The organism is Streptomyces sp. DT224, assembly GCF_049844595.1.
In the GTDB taxonomy this organism is placed as follows: domain Bacteria; phylum Actinomycetota; class Actinomycetes; order Streptomycetales; family Streptomycetaceae; genus Streptomyces.
On the sequence record NZ_JBNCLI010000005.1, the window covers coordinates 468,833 to 485,627 of the forward strand.

Here is a 16,795-nt window from a genome sequence, read left to right on the forward strand (position 1 = left end):
TCGACGGCGGCTGAGGCGGGACGTTCGGACTAGGTCCTGGGAGCTGCCTTCAGTTCCTCGACGACTCGGACGAGCGGGGCCAGTTCGGGATTCTCGGCGGCCTCGTCGAGCGCGCTGCGCAGGGCGCGGTCGTTGGTGGGCCGGGCCTCGGAGAGCAGGGTGAGTCCGGCCGGGGTGACGTCGGTGTAGATGCCCCGGCGATCGGTGTCACAGAGATACCGGGTCAGCAGCCCCCGGTCCTCGAGACGGGTGACCAGCCGTGTGGTGGCGCTCTGGCTCAGCCCCACGGCGTCCGCCACCTGCTTCATCTGCAGGTGCCCGCCCGGGCCGCTGTGCTGCCGGCTGAGCACGTCCAGCAGGGAGTACTCGCGCACGCTCAGGTCGTGGCCGCTCTGCAGGGCCCGTTCGATGCGGGTCTCGATCTTGCCGTGGAGCAGGGACAGCGCGATCCAGCCCTGGGAGAGGGCGGTCAGGGCCGGGTCCGTGGCTGTCATGGTCTCTCCTCCGTGCCGGAGCTGCTTATGTCCAGAGTAGCCGACGACCGCAATAGTCGGCGCTTGCAATTAAAGTGCGCATGCAATTATTGTCTACGCTTGTAAGGGGCAGTAGCAATCACCTGGGAAGGGAACCTATGCCGCTCGCACTCCTCGCTCTGGCCATCGGGGCATTCGGTATCGGGACCACCGAGTTCGTGGTCATGGGCCTGCTCCCCGAGGTGGCCGCCGAGTTCCAGGTGTCCATCCCGGCTGCGGGTTTCCTGGCCACGGGTTACGCGCTCGGCGTCGTGCTCGGGGCGCCGCTGATGACCGCGCTCGGTACGAGGGTGAGTCGCAAGCGGATGCTGATGATCCTCATGGGCCTGTTCATCGTCGGCAATGTGGTCACTGCGGCCGCCCCCGTCTTCGAAGTGATGGTCGCCGGCCGGGTGATCGCCTCGCTCGCCCACGGCGCCTTCTTCGGCATCGGTGCGGTCGTGGCGGCCGATCTGGTCGCACCACAGAAGAAGGCGGGTGCCATCGCCCTGATGTTCACCGGGCTCACCGTCGCCAACGTCGTCGGAGTGCCGGTGGGCACCTACATCGGACAGCACGCGGGCTGGCGGGTCACGTTCCTCCTCGTCGCCGCGCTGGGTGTCCTCGGGCTGCTCGGCGTCGCCCGTCTCGTTCCCGAACAGCCCCGTGCCGAGGGCATCAGGCTGCGGCAGGAAATCGCAGCCTTCCGCAATGTGCAGGTCCTGCTCGCCATGGCGATGACGGTCCTTGGATTCGGCGGCGTCTTCGCGGCGATCACCTACATCACGCCGATGATGACGGAGACCGCCGGTTACTCGGCCTCCGCCGTCACCTGGCTGCTGGTCCTCTTCGGTCTCGGCATGGTCGGCGGGAACCTGGCCGGCGGCAGGTACGCCGACCGCCGCCCGACGCTCATGCTTTCCGTGTCATTGAGCGGTCTCGCCCTGGTCCTGGCCCTCTTCACCCTGACCGCCCACAACAAGGTCGCGGCGGCGGTCACCCTCGTCCTGATCGGTGCCTTCGGCTTCGCTACCGTGCCTCCGCTCCAGAAGCGGGTGCTCGACCAGGCGGTGGACGCCCCGACGCTGGCCTCCGCGATGAACATCGGAGCCTTCAACCTCGGCAACGCGCTCGCCGCCTGGCTCGGCGGAATTGTCATCGGTGCCGGTCTCGGTTACACGGCCCCCAACTGGGTCGGAGCGGTGCTCGCCGCGTCGGCTCTGGTCCTCGCCCTCGCTTCCAGTGCGCTGGAGCGCCGTACGACCGCGCCGAGCCGCCTCGTCGCAACCCGCACCCCCGAACCGACGGCGGTCCCCGAGCCCCGGCCCTGATTTCTAAGGGTCAGCCCGTGGCCAGGCTGAAGGGCGCGAAGTACCGGTGCCAGTCCGCGTACTGGCGCCCGCCGAGAGACATCACCGTGGTCTCCGAGTCCGACCGCAGTCCACAGTGTCCGAGCCAGTCCAGCAGATCGTCGTGACGGGCATCGACGTCCACGCGCAGCGGTCGGTCCGTTGCCGCGGCGAGCGAGGCCACGAGCAGCTTCGCCGTGGAGGTGTTCTTGGCGATCAGCGGCCCGACGGCATGGTTCGCCCCGCTCGGCGAGAGCGCGGCGAACCCGCTCAGCTCTCCGTCCTCCTCGGCGACCCGCAGGTGATCGGCGAACGTAGGGAGTCGGGTCAGCAGGTGCGTGCGGTCGAGTCCGAAGACGAGCGAGTCCAGCCGCACCACGGCCCGCAGATCGTGGGCGGAACCAGGCCGGATGACGGTCTCGGGGCCGCTGAAAGTCTCAGACCCCGTTGCCGCAGGCGGCCGGAGGGCCCCACTCAGGCGGATGGTGCGCCCTACCGGTGCGAATCCGAGCTCTTCGTAGAGGGGGCGGCCCGAGGTCGTCGCGTGGAGGCTGAGCGGGGTGTCCCCGGCGGCCTCGATCACCCGTTGCATCAGATACCGGCCGACCCCGCGCCGGGCATGGCGTCCGGCGACCAGCAGCATGCCGACGGCGGCCATCTCGGGTCCGTACGAGAGCACTACGCAGCTCGCCATCAGCCCCTTGCTGTCGGGGTCATCGATGCCGTAGCCCGTCCCGGCGGCGAGCAACAGTGTCCAGCGCTCCTCATCGCGCGGCCAGCCCCGGTCCTCGCTGAGATCGGCACAGGCGACCAGGTCGTCCCGGGTGAGTCGCCGGATGGGGAGATCGGACAGCGGGCGGGGCAATGAGCTGGGCATACGGGCCAGGCTCTCCGACCGTTGACCGCCCGTCCACCGCTTTACCGGAACTGACCGAGACCCGCAGCGAAAAAAACGAGCCCGGGCCTTGGCCGCGAACAAGTTTCACGTGAAACACCTGCATGCGCGAGAGCCGGCATGGTCCGAACCGGCCTGCATGGGGCGAGAGCCGTCATCGTCCGAGCAGGCCGGACCCCGCGTCGGACTCGAAGCCGTACATGTCGGTTGGCATCAGCCCAGGTCGGCGGCGTGCAACGCTCGGACTCCCTCGATATTGGCGTCCAGATAGTGTCGCAACGACAGCGGTACCAGGTGCACCGCGGCGATGCCGACCCGGCTGAAGGGCACGCGCACGACGTCGTACTCGCCGCAGGGGGCGTCGATCTCGGGACCGTGGCGCAGGGACAGGTCCATGGAGTCGAGGCGGCAGACGAAGAAGTGCTGGACCTTGACGCCTTTCACGCCGCCCTCCTCGATGTGTTCCACGGTGTCGACGAAGCAGGGCACCACATCGGTGATCTTGGCGCCCAGCTCCTCGTCCACCTCCCGGTGCAGGGCGTCGACAACGGTGGCGTCCTCGGGCTCGACCCCGCCACCCGGCGTGAGCCAGTACGGGTCCACCCCGGGCTTGGTGCGCTTGATGAGGACGAGGTCGTCGCCGTCGAGCAGGATGGCGCGTGCGGTGCGCTTGACCACAGGACGTTCGGTCATGGCAGAAGCGTGGCCCATGGGACCCGTTCTGAAACACCGGAGCGCTGCGGGGCGCTCCTGTGGTCACCAGTCGGCCGCCGCCCGCAGCAGCCATTCGTGCGCCCGGGCGAGATGCGGAAGCGCGAGCGTGCCGGTCCGCGTGGTGAGGAAGTAGGTGCGCAGGGGCGGGACCGGAGGGTCGAGAAGCGCCACCACCTCGCCGCGTTCCAACGCGCCCTCGCACAGATAGCGCGGCAGCACGGCCAGCCCGGCACCGGCGGCGGCGCACTCCAGGACCGCGCGCAGATCCGGGGCGATCACGGCGCCGGCGGCCGCGGGCGCACCGTCGAAGACGGCGGTCCAGTAGCGGGAGACGAGCGGCAGGCTCTCGTGCACCTCCACCACAGGCAGCTGCTCCAGGACCACGGGACCGTTGCGCCGCAGCGTGCCAGGCCCCAGCCGCCCTGCCCACCGCGGGGCGGCGACCAGGACGTGCTCCTCGTCCCAGAGCGGAGTTGCGGTGAGCAGTTCGCCACGCGGCCGGGCCGTGACGACGGCCAAGTCGTGGTGCCCGGCGGCCAGGCCCTCCAGGATCTCGTCCGTGTCCGCGGAGAACGAACCGCGCAGCGCGAGGCCCTGGGAGATCAGCGGTGTGAGCGCGGGCAGGACACGCAAGGAGAGAAACTCCGGCGGGCCCGCCAGGTGCAGGGTCCGTACGCCCGACTCCTCATCGAGGCCGGCTTCGGCGATCTCGACCAGCGCGTCCAGATGCGGAGCGGCCCGGTGCGCGAGCTCGTCGCCGATCGTCGTGGGGGTCACTCCCCGGGCCCTGCGCAGGAACAGCGGACGGCCCAGCTGTCTTTCCAGGGTGCGTATCTGGGAGGTCACAGCGGGCTGGGAGAGGCCCAGGAGCGCGGCGGCGCGGGTGAACGAGCCGGCTCGGTGGACGGTGACGAAGGTGCGCAGCAGGGCCAGATCCACGTCTCGTCCTTCCGCCCTCACGCAGTGACGCATCCGATGGGACCCCGAACAACTATAAATATGTCGATAGGTCGCTGCCGCTACTGTGATTGGACACTGACGCAGAGTCAACTAGCCTTGTCGAGGCGGTTCTTCACGCGGAGAACGCGAAGGGCCGGGCGGTCCGAGCCACGAGGGGGGAGGCTCGGACCGCCGTACCGCGCGGCGGGAGGCGGCGCAATCAGCTCCCGGCGGTGGCCGCGGCCAGCGCCTGTTCGACGTCGGCCACCAGGTCGGCGGCGTTCTCGGCGCCGACGGAGAAGCGGATGAAGCCTGCCGGTACCGCGTCGCCGCCCCAACGGCCCCGCCGCTCGGCGGTGGAGCGTACGCCTCCGAAGCTCGTGGCGTCCTCGACCAGCCGCAGGGCCGCCAGGAAACGCTCCGCGGTCCCCCGGTCGCCGAGCACGAACGACACCACGGAGCCGAAGCGCCGCATCTGGCGTACCGCGTTCGCGTACGAGGGGTCGGTGGGAAGGCCGGGGTAGCGCAGCCCGGACACGGCCTGGTGCTTGGAGAGCACCTCGGCGAGTGCGAGGGCGTTGGCGCACTGCCGCTCGATCCGCAGCTCCAGTGTGGCCAGCGAGCGGTGCGCGAGCCATGCCTCCATCGGGCCGGGGATCGCGCCGGCGATCTTGCGCCAGCGCCGCACTCCTGCCGTGAGCTCGGGGGCGCGGCAGGTCACGTGGCCGAGCAGCAGGTCGCCGTGGCCCGTCATGCCCTTGGTGTCACTGGCCACCGAGAAGTCGGCGCCCAGCTCCAGCGGGCGCTGGCCTAGGGGGGTGGCGAGGGTGTTGTCGACGGCGACCAGTGTGCCGCCGGCGTGCGCGGCCTCGACGAGGCGCCGCACGTCGCAGACGTCGAGGCCCGGGTTGGAGGGCGTCTCCAGCCACAGGAGCTTCGCGCCCTCCAGTACGGCGAGCTGGGCGTCGCCGCCGGTCGGCGCGGTCCGCACCTCGACTCCGTACGCCTCCAGCTGGTCGCGCAGCAGGGGAAGGGCCTGGTAGCCGTCGTCGGGAAGGACTACGGCGTCGCCGCTGCGTGCCTGGGAGAGCAGGACGGCCGAGATCGCCGCCATTCCGGAGGCGAAGACGGTGGTCTCCACGTCCTCGCCCGGTGCTTCGAGCTCCCCGATGGCCTGTTCCAGCCGGGTCCACGTGGGGTTGCCGTCCCGGCCGTAGGTGTAGGGGCCGGTGGGCTCGCCGGACAGGTGGTAGTGCGCGGCGAAGACCGGGCCGGGGAGGGTGGGCTCGTACTGCCGCGGCTCCGGCAGTCCCGCGCGTACCGCACGCGTTCCGTCGCCCTTGGTGCTCATCGTTCGTCCTCGCTTCTCTCTCCGGCCGGTCACCGGTCCTGGTCGCACTGTCTCAGGTGGACGCGGGTCGCTTCCCGCCGGGCGGATCAGTCCTCGTCCGGGAGGACCACGTTCAGCGCCCAGGACACGATCGAGACGATCAGGCCGCCGAGGACGGCGGTCCAGAAGCCGTGGACGTGGAAGCTCAGGTCGAGCACTCCGGCCAGCCACGAGGTGAGCAGCAGCATCAGGGCGTTCACCACGAGGGTGATCAGGCCCAGCGTAAGGATGAAGAGGGGCAGGGTGAGCAGCTTCACGATCGGCTTGACCACGACGTTGACCAGGCCGAAGACCAGCGCGACGAGGATCAGCGTCAGGGCCTTGCGGCCGGTGCTGCCGCCGGTCAGCGTGATGTCCTGGACCAACCAGATGGCCACGGCAAGCGCACCCGCGTTGGCGATCGTCTTGACTACGAAATTCTTCATGTGTCTGATCGTGGCAGACATGATCGGTGGCGGACACCGGCTGGGCAGAGGCAAGGGGCGGACGGTCCATGAAGGCATTCAGGCTGGACGAACTGGAGGCGGAACGGGCCGCCAACGACGGTGCGTACCTGCAGTTCCTCCGCGAGCGGAACATGTCGGTCGGCCTGTACGCCCTGGACGCCGGCGACCTCGATCCGCAGCAGCCGCATGGTCAGGACGAGGTCTACTTCGTGGTCAGTGGTCGCGCGTCGATCACCGTCGGCGTGGAAACGACACAGGTGGGGAGAGGGAGCGTCGTGTACGTACCCGCGGGAACGGCGCACAAGTTCCACCACATCACCGAGGACCTGCGTGTGATGGTGGTCTTCTCGCCGCCCGAGGGATGAGTCCGAGGCCGGGGCGTCCCAGGGTTCCCTAAGGGTTCGATCAGGGGAGGACAAGGGCTTCCCGGGCTCCGGCAGCCGTCTTTCGCCTCTAGCATCGAAGCAGGAACTCACAGAGACGAGGTATGGACGATGGCCGTGCGGGAGATATTCGCTGGGATGCCCTGGTGGGTGAAGTGGATCGCGGTGCCCGTGGTCGCGATCGTCGTGTTCGGTGGTCTGATCGCCAGCCTGGTCGCCTTCGTCGTCGGGCTGCTCTTCAAGATCCTGATCTTCGTGATCCTGGTCGGTGGGCTCGTCTTCGTCGTACGCAAGTTCATGTCGTCGTCCTCCCGAAACGGCTGGTGACCGCACGCCCGACGGGGGATTAGCCCAGCTGAGCTAAGGGGAGGGCGAATCGGCACCCGGTCACAGGGCGGCCGATACAGTGACAGTCCTCTGCCGCCGCCTGGGAAAACACCGTAAGTCACCACCCCGACCAGTGGTTTGTACGGGATCCGGCCTCCGGACCCCCAGGTCCGCGGCATACCTGTGGGGGCGGCCCCCACGGGCGGGCTGACCGCCCGTCACCACGCCTGGGGGTGACCGTTGACCACGGCATCGAGTACGCCTGTTCCGACGCTCATCGGGTCGGTGCAGCGGGCGCTGAGGCTGCTGGAGGCTGTGGGCACCCATCGCGACGGGGCCCCGGCCAAACAGCTCGCGAGGGAAGCGGGGCTTCCCCTTCCCACCGCCTACCACCTGTTGCGGACCCTGACCCACGAGGGGTATCTGCGCCGGGAGAACGGCGTCTTCCAGTTCGGCGCCGCCGCCGAACGGCTGATGGGTGACCGCGCCCTGCAGAACCGCCGCAGTGTCCTGGCCCGTTCGCTGGGCCGCTGGCGGGACATCGTGGGAGCCCCGGTGTACTGCGCCATCTACCGGGAGGGCGAGATCGAGCTCCTCGCTGTGGCGGACACCCCTGAGCGTCCGGCGGTCGACGAGTGGGCGGCGTTCCGCGAGACCGGGCACGCGCACGCGATCGGCCAGTGCCTGCTGAGCCGGCTGGACGAGAAGGCCCGCGAGGACCACCTGGACCGGCACCCGGTGCGCCCGCTGACCCGGTACTCGGTGCGTGACCGCGCGGCGTTCCTCACCCGGCTGCGGTCGCTGGAGCGTACTGAACCGGTCATCGAGCGACAGGAGTACGCGCTCGGGACCGTCTGCGCGGCCATCCCGATCACGGCCGGATTCACCGCCGCCGCGATGGCCATTTCGGTCCCCCTCCACGAGGAAGACCGGTTGCTGCCCGCAGTCGAACGACTACGCGGTGAAGTGTCGAGCCTCTTGCGTTCGTTCGTGTTCTCTATCAGTATCTGAAAAATCACTCCTTGTGATCTGCTATCGCGTGCACCACGATGGCGTCAATAGGGCCATGGGGGATCATTCCTGGCCAGATTCATCTACTGCGGGGTTGAACGATGCGCGAGTCGGTTCAAGCTGAGGTCATGATGAGCTTCCTCGTCTCCGAGGAGCTCTCATTCCGTATCCCGGTGGAGCTCCGGTACGAAGTGTGCGATCCGTACGCGATCCGGATGACCTTCCATCTGCCCGGCGACGCCCCCGTCACCTGGGCCTTCGGCCGTGAGTTGCTGCTCGACGGCCTCAACAGCCCCAGTGGTGACGGCGATGTGCACATCGCGCCGACCGAGCCGGAGGGGCTGTGCGATGTGCACATCCGGCTGCAGGTGGGCGCCGACCGTGCGCTCTTCCGGGCAGGCACGGCACCTCTTGTCGCCTTCCTCGACCGTACGGACAAGCTGGTGCCTCTCGGGCAGGAGTGCACATTGGGCGACTTCGACGGCAATCTGGAGGAGGCGTTGGGGCGCATTCTGGCCGAAGAGCAGAACGCGGGTTGAAGCGGTTCGCGGCCCGGGGAGCGTCTTGCCACTCGAACACGGCACCTGCCGATCGGGTGAATCACGCTGTGTGCTCCGGTCACGACCGCGCCCGCCGTCGCCGGCCCCTGCCGCTCCGCACGGGTGCCGAAGCCCCGGCTTCCGCGCCGACCCCCGTGCGGTCCGCGGAGACGACCAGCGCAGCAAGTGCTGTCGTCACCGGCACGGAGGCGACCAGTCCGATCGAGCCGACGAGGGTGCGCACGATCTCCTCCGCCACCAGTTCGCTGTTGGCGACCGTTCCCACACTGCTCTGCGCGACCGTGAACAGCAGCAGGAGGGGCAGCGCGGCCCCCGCATAGGCGAGGACCAGGGTGTTGACCACGGAGGCGATGTGATCGCGGCCGATTCTGATCCCCGCCCGATAGAGCTGCTTCGCACTCATGGTGGGGTTCGCCTGGCGAAGCTCCCAGACCGCGGAGGTCTGGGTGACCGTGACGTCGTCGAGCACGCCCAGGGAGCCGATGATGACGCCGGCCAGCAGCAGACCGCTCATATCGATGTGCGGATACAGGCCGTGGATGAGGCCGGTGTTGTCGTCCGTGTTCCCGCTCAGGCTCGCCCAGCCGATGAAGAGCGAACCGAGCAGCCCGATCAGGAGCAATGAGATCAGGGTGCCGATGACTGCGACGGAGGTGCGGGCGGTCGGCCCGTGGCAGATGTAGAGCGCGATCAGCATGATCGCTCCGGCCCCGACGACCGCCACCAGCAGCGGATTCGAGCCCTGCAGTATGGCCGGAAGGATGAACAGGGTCAGTACGGCGAATGACAGGGCGAGTGCCACCAGGGCCATGACCCCGCGCATCCTGCCCACGAGCACCACCGCGAGGGCGAAGATCCCGGCCAGCAGGTACAGGGGGAACTTCCGGTTCACGTCCGTCACGGAGTACTGGAGGTCGTGGGGCGCGTCGGGGGCGTACGCCACCACCACCCCCTGGCCCGCCCGCAGTTGCCTCGGCGCGTCCGGCTGCACGACCTCGATGAACCGGCGCCCCGAGTCGGGGCCGCTGGTGACCTCGACGGTGGCCTTCTCGCAGAGCGCGCCGGACGCGGATCGGCCCTCGGGGGGTCGGGTCTCGCCGCTGACGGGAAGCTGGGCGGCGTTCACGTCCTTGCAGTCGACCTTGACGATGCTCACCACCTTTCCCTGCTGGGTCTGCCGGTCGAATCCGACACCGGTCCGCTCGTGCGCCGGCGCACCACCTGGCCACAGCACCACGAGACCGACGATCACGGCGGTCGCGAAGGGGATCAGTACGGCGGCGATCACCTTGCGCAGATGGAGGGAGACGGGCGCGGCCGGGCCGTGGCTGTGCGTGTGCGCGTGCTGATGGCCTTGCGGTTCCGGGCCGTGATGAGGGGATGTCACCGGCCGATCATCGCAAGAAGGAGGGGCCCCCTGTTCAGCTCGCCCGTCCGGGGCTAGCGTGGTGGCACCTTTGCACACGCGGGAGCTCGGAGCACCGGGCTGAGAGGGCGCTGACCGCCGTACGGCTGTACGGGAGACGCTGCGCCGACCGCCGAACCTGTTACCGGGTAATGCCGGCGTAGGGAGTAGGTCTCATGACCACATCGGACACACGCACGCCTGCCTCCAATCAGGGCGACGAGGCCGGGAAGTCCATCGGCTGGCACAAGGGATACGTCCAGGGCCCGCGTCCCGACATCCGGGTGCCGGTCCGCCGGGTGCACCTGACGAACGGCAAGGACGTGACGCTGTACGACACGTCCGGGCCGTACACCGACCCCGCGACCGAGACGGACGTCCGGCGCGGCCTCGCACCGCTCCGGGAGAACTGGATCATCGCCCGCAGCGACACCGAGGAGTACGCGGGCCGGCCGGCCCGCCCCGAGGACGACGGGCTCAATCACACTGCGCCGCGGGGCGGGCTGCGCAATCTGGACGCGGTGTTCCCCGGCCGGCCGCGCCGCCCGCGGCGGAGCCGGGACGGCCGGCCCGTCACCCAGCTCGCGTACGCCCGCAGGGGGGAGATCACCCCGGAGATGGAGTACGTCGCCGTCCGCGAGAACGTGGCGGCGGAAGTGGTGCGCGAGGAGATCGCGGCCGGCCGCGCGGTGCTGCCCGCCAACGTCAACCACCCGGAGACCGAGCCGATGATCATCGGCAAGCGATTCCTGGTGAAGGTCAATGCCAACATCGGCAACTCCGCGGTGACGTCCTCCATCGAGGAGGAGGTGGACAAGATGACGTGGGCGACCCGGTGGGGCGCGGACACGGTCATGGACCTTTCCACCGGCCGCAACATCCACACCACCCGTGAGTGGGTTCTTCGCAATTCACCCGTACCGATCGGAACCGTCCCGCTCTACCAGGCCCTTGAGAAGGTCGACGGGCGGGCCGAGGAACTGACGTGGGAGATCTACAAGGACACCGTCGTCGAACAGGCCGAGCAGGGTGTGGACTACATGACGGTGCACGCCGGCGTGCGCCTGCCGTACGTGCCGCTGACCGCCCGGCGCAAGACCGGCATCGTCTCCCGGGGCGGCTCGATCATGGCGGCGTGGTGCCTGGCGCACCACAAGGAGTCGTTCCTGTACGAGCACTTCGAGGAGCTCTGCGAGATCCTCGCCGCGTACGACGTGACGTACTCATTGGGTGACGGGCTGCGCCCCGGGTCGATCGCGGATGCCAACGACGAGGCGCAGTTCGCCGAACTGCGCACGCTCGGCGAACTGAACGCGGTCGCCAAGCGGTTCGGCGTGCAGACCATGATCGAAGGGCCGGGGCATGTCCCGATGCACAAGATCAAGGAGAACATCGACCTCCAGCAGGAGATCTGCGAGGAGGCGCCGTTCTACACCCTCGGTCCGCTGACGACCGACATCGCGCCGGCGTACGACCACATCACCTCGGGCATCGGCGCCGCGATGATCGCCTGGTGGGGGACGGCGATGCTCTGCTACGTGACGCCCAAGGAGCACCTGGGGCTGCCGAACCGGGACGATGTGAAGACCGGGGTCATCACGTACAGGATCGCGGCCCATGCCGCCGACCTGGCCAAGGGGCATCCGGGCGCGCAGGAGTGGGACGACGCGCTGTCCGACGCCCGGTTCGAATTCCGCTGGGAGGACCAGTTCAACCTGGCGCTCGACCCGGACACGGCCCGGGAGTTCCACGACGAGACCCTGCCGGCAGAGCCGGCGAAGACGGCGCACTTCTGCTCGATGTGCGGCCCGAAGTTCTGTTCGATGAAGATCAGCCACACGATCACCGAGCAGTTCGGCGGCGCGGACGGCACGGAGGCGACGGCCGAGGAGGTCGCCGAAGGGATGCTCCGCAAGTCGCGTGAGTTCGCGGCGGGCGGTAACCGCGTCTACCTGCCGCTGGCCGACTGACCTGGGACGGGCCGCTCGCGCACGGCTCCGGCGCCATCCGCCGGGGCCGTGGCGGTCAGTCCGGTTCGTGCTCCGGGCCGCCGAAGTCGGGGCTGGTGAAGTCCGGGCTGCTGTACGTGGGGCGCGGCGCCGCCGCCGGGCCCTCGCCCGGACCGGCGAAGTCGGGTCTGCTGTAACCGATCTTGGGGAGGCGGCCCGTCGGGCGCTGCGGGGCGGGGATCACGGGGCCGGTGGCGGGCTCGGTGAGGGCGTCCCGCAGGAAGGGCACGATGCCGCGCTCCAGCAGCGCCTGCCGCCAGGCGTCCCTGGCGAGGGCCACTTCGTCGGGGAGTTGCGCACGGGCTTCCCCGGCCGGCAGGGACGTCGATCCGTTGCGCACGGCGGCGACGAGCAGGCCGATGGCGGCGACGAGGATGGCGGCGGCCGTGGCGGCGGCGAAGAACCAGCCCGCGTCCACCATGGGGCGGGCGAATGCCGGTGGTGGTTCCAGCATCTTCAGGAGGTAGCCGACCAGCAGGAATATGGCCGCCGCCGTGCCCGCCAGCATCGGCGCCAGGACGGTGACGACCGCTCCTACGCCGGCGCCCGTCCGGCCGGGGCCGTCCGGCGCTGTGCCGGCGGTCGTGTCCCGGGTGGGGGCGCGTGCTTCGTCACGGACCTTCACGTACTGCTCGTACTCGGCGGCGGCCGTGGCGGTGATCAGGGCGACGGCCGCCATCGCCATGGTGCGCAGCTGGACGGCGTTCAGGCGTTCGCCGACGGCGGCCAGTTCCGGTCGTTCGTGTGCGTGACGCAGTGCGTCGTCGAGGAGCCGTTCGTACTCGGGCCGGTCCTCGGTCAGCAGGTGCGGAGCGCTGTTCATCTGCATCCCCCGATGCTCCGTCGGGCCTGTGTGCCCGCTGGTTCCGGGCAGTTCGGGCGGAGACGGAGGAGAGCCTGCTACTGATACGCCGATGGTAGAGCGCGCACGGCGCGGGGTGACAGAGGGTTGCCGGAAATAGCCCCCGTACTCGGCGCGGTCAGCCCGGTACGCGTCTTCCCCGCAGGCTGGTCAGTCATGCAGGGGGAGTTGGACGACCAGTAGCTTTCCGGCCATGGTCACCCCGCCGTCCATGGCGATGGCGAGCCCGTCCGCGTACACGTGCGGCCCGTCGACCTGCGGTCCGGCACGGTCCTCGCCGTCCTCGGAGCCGACCTCGCCGGTCAGGTAAGGGATGGGGCTGTGACCATGGACGACGCGTCGGCCGCCGTAGGCCGCCATCAGCTCCTGGACGGCCTGGGCGCCCGAGTCGTCGCGGAAGGCGAACCGCTTGGTGAGCTTGCGGAACAGGTCCCAGCACTCGTCGGCGTCGTTACGCGTGAGGATGGCGTGCACCGTGTCATTGACGTCCTCGATGGTGGAGCCGTAGTCGAGGTACGCCGTCGTGTCCGAGTGCATCAGGAGGTGCCCGTCCTCCTCGACGACGGCGTCGAGCCGGGACATCCACTGGAGGTGGACGTCCTGAAGGCGCTCCATGTCCGTCTTCTGCCCGCCGTTGAGCAGCCAGGCGGCCTGGAAGGTGGCCGTACCCGCGCCGGAGTTCACCGGGGTGTCGCCGAACCGTTTGGCGCCGATGAGCAGCAGTTCGTGGTTGCCCATCAGGGCCTTGCAGTAGCCGCCGGCTGCCGCCGCCTCGGCGGAGAGCCGCATGACGAGGTCGATGACGCCGATGCCGTCGGGGCCCCGGTCGGTGAAGTCGCCGAGGAACCAGAGCCGCGCGTTGCCCGCCGCCCAGCGGCCTTCGGAATCGATCAGGCCTTGTTCGGCGAGGGCGGCGAGCAGCTCGTCCAGGTAGCCGTGGACGTCACCGACCACGTAGAGGGGGCCGAGGCCCGGGCCGGCTGCGGGGCGTGGTTCGGGCACGGGCTGCACCTGGGCGGGTCTGTCGACGCTGATGACGGGAAGATCGCGCGCCGTCGGTGTGTATCCCTCCGGCGTCTCGCCCTCGGGGAAGGCGTTCCCCGGGTGAGGAGACGCGGGCGGCGCGGGAGACTGCGCATAGGGCGGCACGCGGAAGTCGCGCAACGTCGCCGTCCGCACCACGGGTTCCTGACCGGCCCCCTGTGTCATCGACCCCTCCACACCACCGTCGCGCCGCCGTACACCTGACGGGCCCTGCTGGTCGGGTTGGTCCGCGGTGTCGTGCGCCCATCATAGGAATGCAGATCGTGCTCTGGGACGCACCAGGGGTGGCAAATCCTTCCACATGCCAGGTTCGTCGGTCGATTGGTCCCAATTAGGATGATCAGTCCCCTGCTGGGGAGCGCGGCGCACTGACCGTGGTGCGCGGCGGGCGGCGTTGCGAGGATGTCCGGACGATGAGCTCCGTCGGCACCACTTGTTCCACCGGACCGTCCTGGTCGATGCCCTCGATGGCGTCGATGAGCAGTTGGACGACCGCCGTGCCGATCCTCCGCGGCTTCAGTGAGAGTGTCGTGATGGGCGGCTCGGTCGTCGCGTACACCGTCGATTCGCTGCAGCAGACGAGGAGCAGGTCTTCGGGGACGCGCAGGCCGTAGCGGCGGGCGGCCGCCAGCAGGTCGGTGCCGTTGGGGTCGAAGAGCCCGTAGACGGCGTCGGGGCGGTCCGGACGGGCCAGCAGCCGGTCGGCGGCCACCGCTCCCGCGCACGGGTCGTGGGCGGGGTAGGACTCGTAGACCGGGTCCTGGCCCACGCGCTCGCACCAGTGCAGGTAGGCGGTGGTGGAGAGCCGGGTGTACGTGTCGGTGGTGGTGCCGGTGAGGAGTCCGATGCGGCGGGCCCCGGCGGCGGCGAGATGGTCGAGGAGGTCGAGCACGGCGGCCCGGTGGTCGTTGTCCACCCAGGCGGTGACGGGCAGTGATCCGGCGGGGCGGCCGTCGGAGACGACGGGCAGCCCCTGGCGGACCAGTTCGGAGACGACCGGGTCCTGGTCGGACGGGTCGATGACGACGGTGCCGTCGAGTGCCACGTTGGACCAGACGTCGTGGCGCGACGTGGCCGGCAGGATGACCAGGGCGTAGCCGCGGGCGAGGGCCGCGGAGGTGGCCGCCCTCGCCATTTCCGCGAAGTACGCGAACTCGGTGAAGGTGAAAGGTTCATCCCCGTACGTCGTCACGGTCAGGCCGATGAGGCCGGACTTGCCGGTACGGAGTGTGCGGGCTGCCGCGGAAGGGCGATAGCCCAGGCGCTCTGCGACCTCGCGGACATGGCGGCGGGTGGCGTCCGGGAGCCTGCCCTTGCCGTTGAGCGCGTCGGAGACGGTCGTGATGGAGACGCCGGCCGCGGCGGCCACATCCCGGATTCCGGCACGTCCCTGCCTGCCGCCGCGCCGGGGGGTCTCCGTCCGGCTCACCTGGTGCTTCCCTGCTGCTGTCATGGCGAGCCGATAGTAGGGGGCGGGCGGGGAATCGGCCCGATCGCATATGCACGCGTTGACAGGCACGTTTCTGCAAGGTCATCTGGCGTGAAATGCCTTATGAAGCAAGGTGGTTGGTGGTCCACATCGGCATGTGTCATGCGTCTGGCCGGATGGGCCTGTAGAGGGGGCAAGGTCTCGAGGAGGTCTCAACTCACCTTTTCGAGGGACGCGCGCCACGGAGTGGGCCACCGGCGCGCGCCACCACCGGTCACGCTCCCCCTCATTCCGGGGTTCACCGGACGAATCCGCTGTCCACCCGTTCGCAGCGGCGCCCAATCCTCATAAGGTGAGCAGTATTGATGTGTACGGATGGTCGAGGAGGACCTGCGGTGAGCGAGACGAGCCCCAAGCTGCGCGCCGAGCTGGACGGCGTTCCCGCCTATGTTCCGGGCAAACCGGCATCGGCGGACGGACCGGCCGCGTTCAAGCTGTCCTCCAACGAGAACCCGTATCCGCCGCTGCCGGGGGTGATGGAGAGCGCGCTGGCAGCCGCTGAGCACTTCAACCGCTACCCGGACATGGCCTGCACCGGTCTGATGAACGAGCTGGCCGACCGTTTCGGTGTGCCCGTGTCGCATCTGGCCACCGGCACCGGTTCGGTCGGCGTGGCCCAGCAGCTGTTGCAGGCCACCTCGGGCCCGGGCGACGAGGTGATCTACGCCTGGCGCTCCTTCGAGGCGTACCCGATCATCACGCAGGTCAGCGGCGCGACCTCGGTCAAGGTGCCGCTGACCGACGGCGATGTGCACGACCTGGACGCGATGGCGGACGCGATCACCGACCGGACGCGGCTGATCTTCGTCTGCAACCCGAACAACCCGACCGGCACCGTCGTGCGCAGGGCCGAGCTGGAACGATTCCTCGACCGGGTGCCCAGCGATGTGCTCGTGGTGCTGGACGAGGCGTACAAGGAGTTCATCCGGGACACCGAGGTCCCCGACGGCATCGAGATCTACCGGGACCGCCCCAATGTGGCGGTCCTGCGGACGTTCTCCAAGGCATACGGGCTCGCGGGGCTCCGGGTCGGCTTCGCGGTGGCCCACGAGCCGGTGGCCGCCGCGCTCCGCAAGACGGCGGTGCCGTTCGGTGTCAGCCAGCTCGCCCAGGACGCGGCGGTGGCCTCGCTGCGCGCCGAGGACGAGCTGCTCGGCCGGGTCGGTTCACTGGTGTGCGAGCGGGACCGGGTCTCCGAGGCCCTGGCGCGGCAGGGCTGGGCGGTGCCCGAGTCCCAGGCGAACTTCGTCTGGCTTCGCCTGGGCGAGCGCACCCTGGACTTCGCGGCGGCCTGCGAGAAGGCCGGCGTGGTGGTCCGGCCGTTCGCGGGTGAGGGTGTGCGCGTGACGATCGGTGAGAGCGAGGCGAACGATCTGTTCCTGAAGGTGACGGAGTCGTTCCGCCAGGAGCTGTAGTCGGCACCGTCCGGCAGCCGGGCCCCGTACCTCACGAGAGGTGCG

17 protein-coding genes are annotated in these 16,795 nt (G+C 69.5%); 7 read left to right on the forward strand and 10 right to left on the reverse strand.

Annotated features, from left to right (window positions below; translation table 11 throughout):
- Nucleotides 1–29: 29 nt before the first annotated feature.
- A complete protein-coding gene (locus ACLQ2N_RS15330; protein WP_425813090.1) occupies nucleotides 30–494 on the reverse strand; it encodes a MarR family winged helix-turn-helix transcriptional regulator in 465 nt (154 codons plus the stop codon).
- Between the two features lie 137 nt (nucleotides 495–631).
- Between ACLQ2N_RS15330 and ACLQ2N_RS15335 the strand changes: the two genes are divergently transcribed.
- Nucleotides 632–1,843 (forward strand): MFS transporter, encoded by a 1,212-nt coding sequence (locus tag ACLQ2N_RS15335; protein WP_425813092.1) that lies wholly within the window; start codon nucleotides 632–634, stop codon nucleotides 1,841–1,843.
- Nucleotides 1,844–1,853: 10 nt separating this feature from the next.
- Here the strand turns inward: ACLQ2N_RS15335 and ACLQ2N_RS15340 are convergent, their stop codons facing one another.
- From ACLQ2N_RS15340 to ACLQ2N_RS15360, 5 genes are all read right to left on the reverse strand, one after another.
- Complete coding sequence (locus ACLQ2N_RS15340; protein WP_425813094.1) at nucleotides 1,854–2,738, reverse strand: GNAT family N-acetyltransferase; 885 nt, start codon at nucleotides 2,736–2,738, stop codon at nucleotides 1,854–1,856.
- 231 nt (nucleotides 2,739–2,969) lie between these two features.
- Nucleotides 2,970–3,449, reverse strand: coding sequence for an NUDIX domain-containing protein (locus ACLQ2N_RS15345; RefSeq protein ID WP_425813096.1), 480 nt, complete (start codon nucleotides 3,447–3,449; stop codon nucleotides 2,970–2,972).
- Nucleotides 3,450–3,512: 63 nt separating this feature from the next.
- Nucleotides 3,513–4,409, reverse strand: a complete 897-nt coding sequence (locus ACLQ2N_RS15350; protein ID WP_425813098.1) for a LysR family transcriptional regulator — start codon at nucleotides 4,407–4,409, stop codon at nucleotides 3,513–3,515.
- Nucleotides 4,410–4,629: 220 nt separating this feature from the next.
- On the reverse strand, nucleotides 4,630–5,760 hold the full coding sequence (locus ACLQ2N_RS15355; RefSeq protein WP_425813100.1) for a cystathionine gamma-lyase: 1,131 nt from the start codon (nucleotides 5,758–5,760) through the stop codon (nucleotides 4,630–4,632).
- 86 nt (nucleotides 5,761–5,846) lie between these two features.
- Entirely contained in the window at nucleotides 5,847–6,224 is a 378-nt protein-coding gene (locus tag ACLQ2N_RS15360) for a phage holin family protein (RefSeq protein ID WP_164399303.1), read from the reverse strand.
- 68 nt (nucleotides 6,225–6,292) lie between these two features.
- Between ACLQ2N_RS15360 and ACLQ2N_RS15365 the strand changes: the two genes are divergently transcribed.
- From ACLQ2N_RS15365 to ACLQ2N_RS15380, 4 genes are all read left to right on the forward strand, one after another.
- Nucleotides 6,293–6,610 (forward strand): cupin domain-containing protein, encoded by a 318-nt coding sequence (locus tag ACLQ2N_RS15365; RefSeq protein ID WP_425813102.1) that lies wholly within the window; start codon nucleotides 6,293–6,295, stop codon nucleotides 6,608–6,610.
- A 129-nt stretch (nucleotides 6,611–6,739) separates the two neighbouring features.
- The gene (locus ACLQ2N_RS15370; RefSeq protein ID WP_361028375.1) at nucleotides 6,740–6,955 is read left to right on the forward strand and encodes a DUF5326 family protein; all 216 of its coding nucleotides are present in this window, start codon (nucleotides 6,740–6,742) and stop codon (nucleotides 6,953–6,955) included.
- A gap of 240 nt (nucleotides 6,956–7,195) precedes the next feature.
- Entirely contained in the window at nucleotides 7,196–7,966 is a 771-nt protein-coding gene (locus ACLQ2N_RS15375; protein ID WP_425813104.1) for an IclR family transcriptional regulator, read from the forward strand.
- A 101-nt stretch (nucleotides 7,967–8,067) separates the two neighbouring features.
- Nucleotides 8,068–8,505: an SsgA family sporulation/cell division regulator gene (locus ACLQ2N_RS15380; RefSeq protein WP_018101854.1), complete on the forward strand. Its 438-nt coding sequence runs from the start codon at nucleotides 8,068–8,070 to the stop codon at nucleotides 8,503–8,505.
- Nucleotides 8,506–8,584: 79 nt separating this feature from the next.
- Here the strand turns inward: ACLQ2N_RS15380 and ACLQ2N_RS15385 are convergent, their stop codons facing one another.
- Nucleotides 8,585–9,913, reverse strand: a complete 1,329-nt coding sequence (locus ACLQ2N_RS15385) for a YibE/F family protein (protein ID WP_425813106.1) — start codon at nucleotides 9,911–9,913, stop codon at nucleotides 8,585–8,587.
- Between the two features lie 194 nt (nucleotides 9,914–10,107).
- Here ACLQ2N_RS15385 and thiC point away from each other — a divergent pair, with 194 nt between their 5' ends.
- A complete protein-coding gene (gene thiC / locus ACLQ2N_RS15390; protein WP_425813108.1) occupies nucleotides 10,108–11,901 on the forward strand; it encodes a phosphomethylpyrimidine synthase ThiC in 1,794 nt (597 codons plus the stop codon).
- Between the two features lie 55 nt (nucleotides 11,902–11,956).
- On the opposite strand, the gene ACLQ2N_RS15395 is transcribed toward thiC, so the two are convergent.
- The 3 genes from ACLQ2N_RS15395 to ACLQ2N_RS15405 all read right to left on the reverse strand — a co-directional run bounded on the left by ACLQ2N_RS15395 (nucleotide 11,957) and on the right by ACLQ2N_RS15405 (nucleotide 15,299).
- Nucleotides 11,957–12,769 carry a hypothetical protein gene (locus ACLQ2N_RS15395; protein ID WP_425813110.1) on the reverse strand — a complete coding sequence of 271 codons (813 nt, stop codon included), beginning with the start codon at nucleotides 12,767–12,769 and terminating at the stop codon, nucleotides 11,957–11,959.
- Between the two features lie 183 nt (nucleotides 12,770–12,952).
- Nucleotides 12,953–14,011 (reverse strand): metallophosphoesterase, encoded by a 1,059-nt coding sequence (locus ACLQ2N_RS15400; RefSeq protein WP_425813112.1) that lies wholly within the window; start codon nucleotides 14,009–14,011, stop codon nucleotides 12,953–12,955.
- Nucleotides 14,012–14,186: 175 nt separating this feature from the next.
- On the reverse strand, nucleotides 14,187–15,299 hold the full coding sequence (locus tag ACLQ2N_RS15405; RefSeq protein ID WP_425813114.1) for a LacI family DNA-binding transcriptional regulator: 1,113 nt from the start codon (nucleotides 15,297–15,299) through the stop codon (nucleotides 14,187–14,189).
- Between the two features lie 371 nt (nucleotides 15,300–15,670).
- Here ACLQ2N_RS15405 and hisC point away from each other — a divergent pair, with 371 nt between their 5' ends.
- A complete protein-coding gene (hisC, locus tag ACLQ2N_RS15410; protein WP_425813116.1) occupies nucleotides 15,671–16,750 on the forward strand; it encodes a histidinol-phosphate transaminase in 1,080 nt (359 codons plus the stop codon).
- Nucleotides 16,751–16,795: the final 45 nt, after the last annotated feature.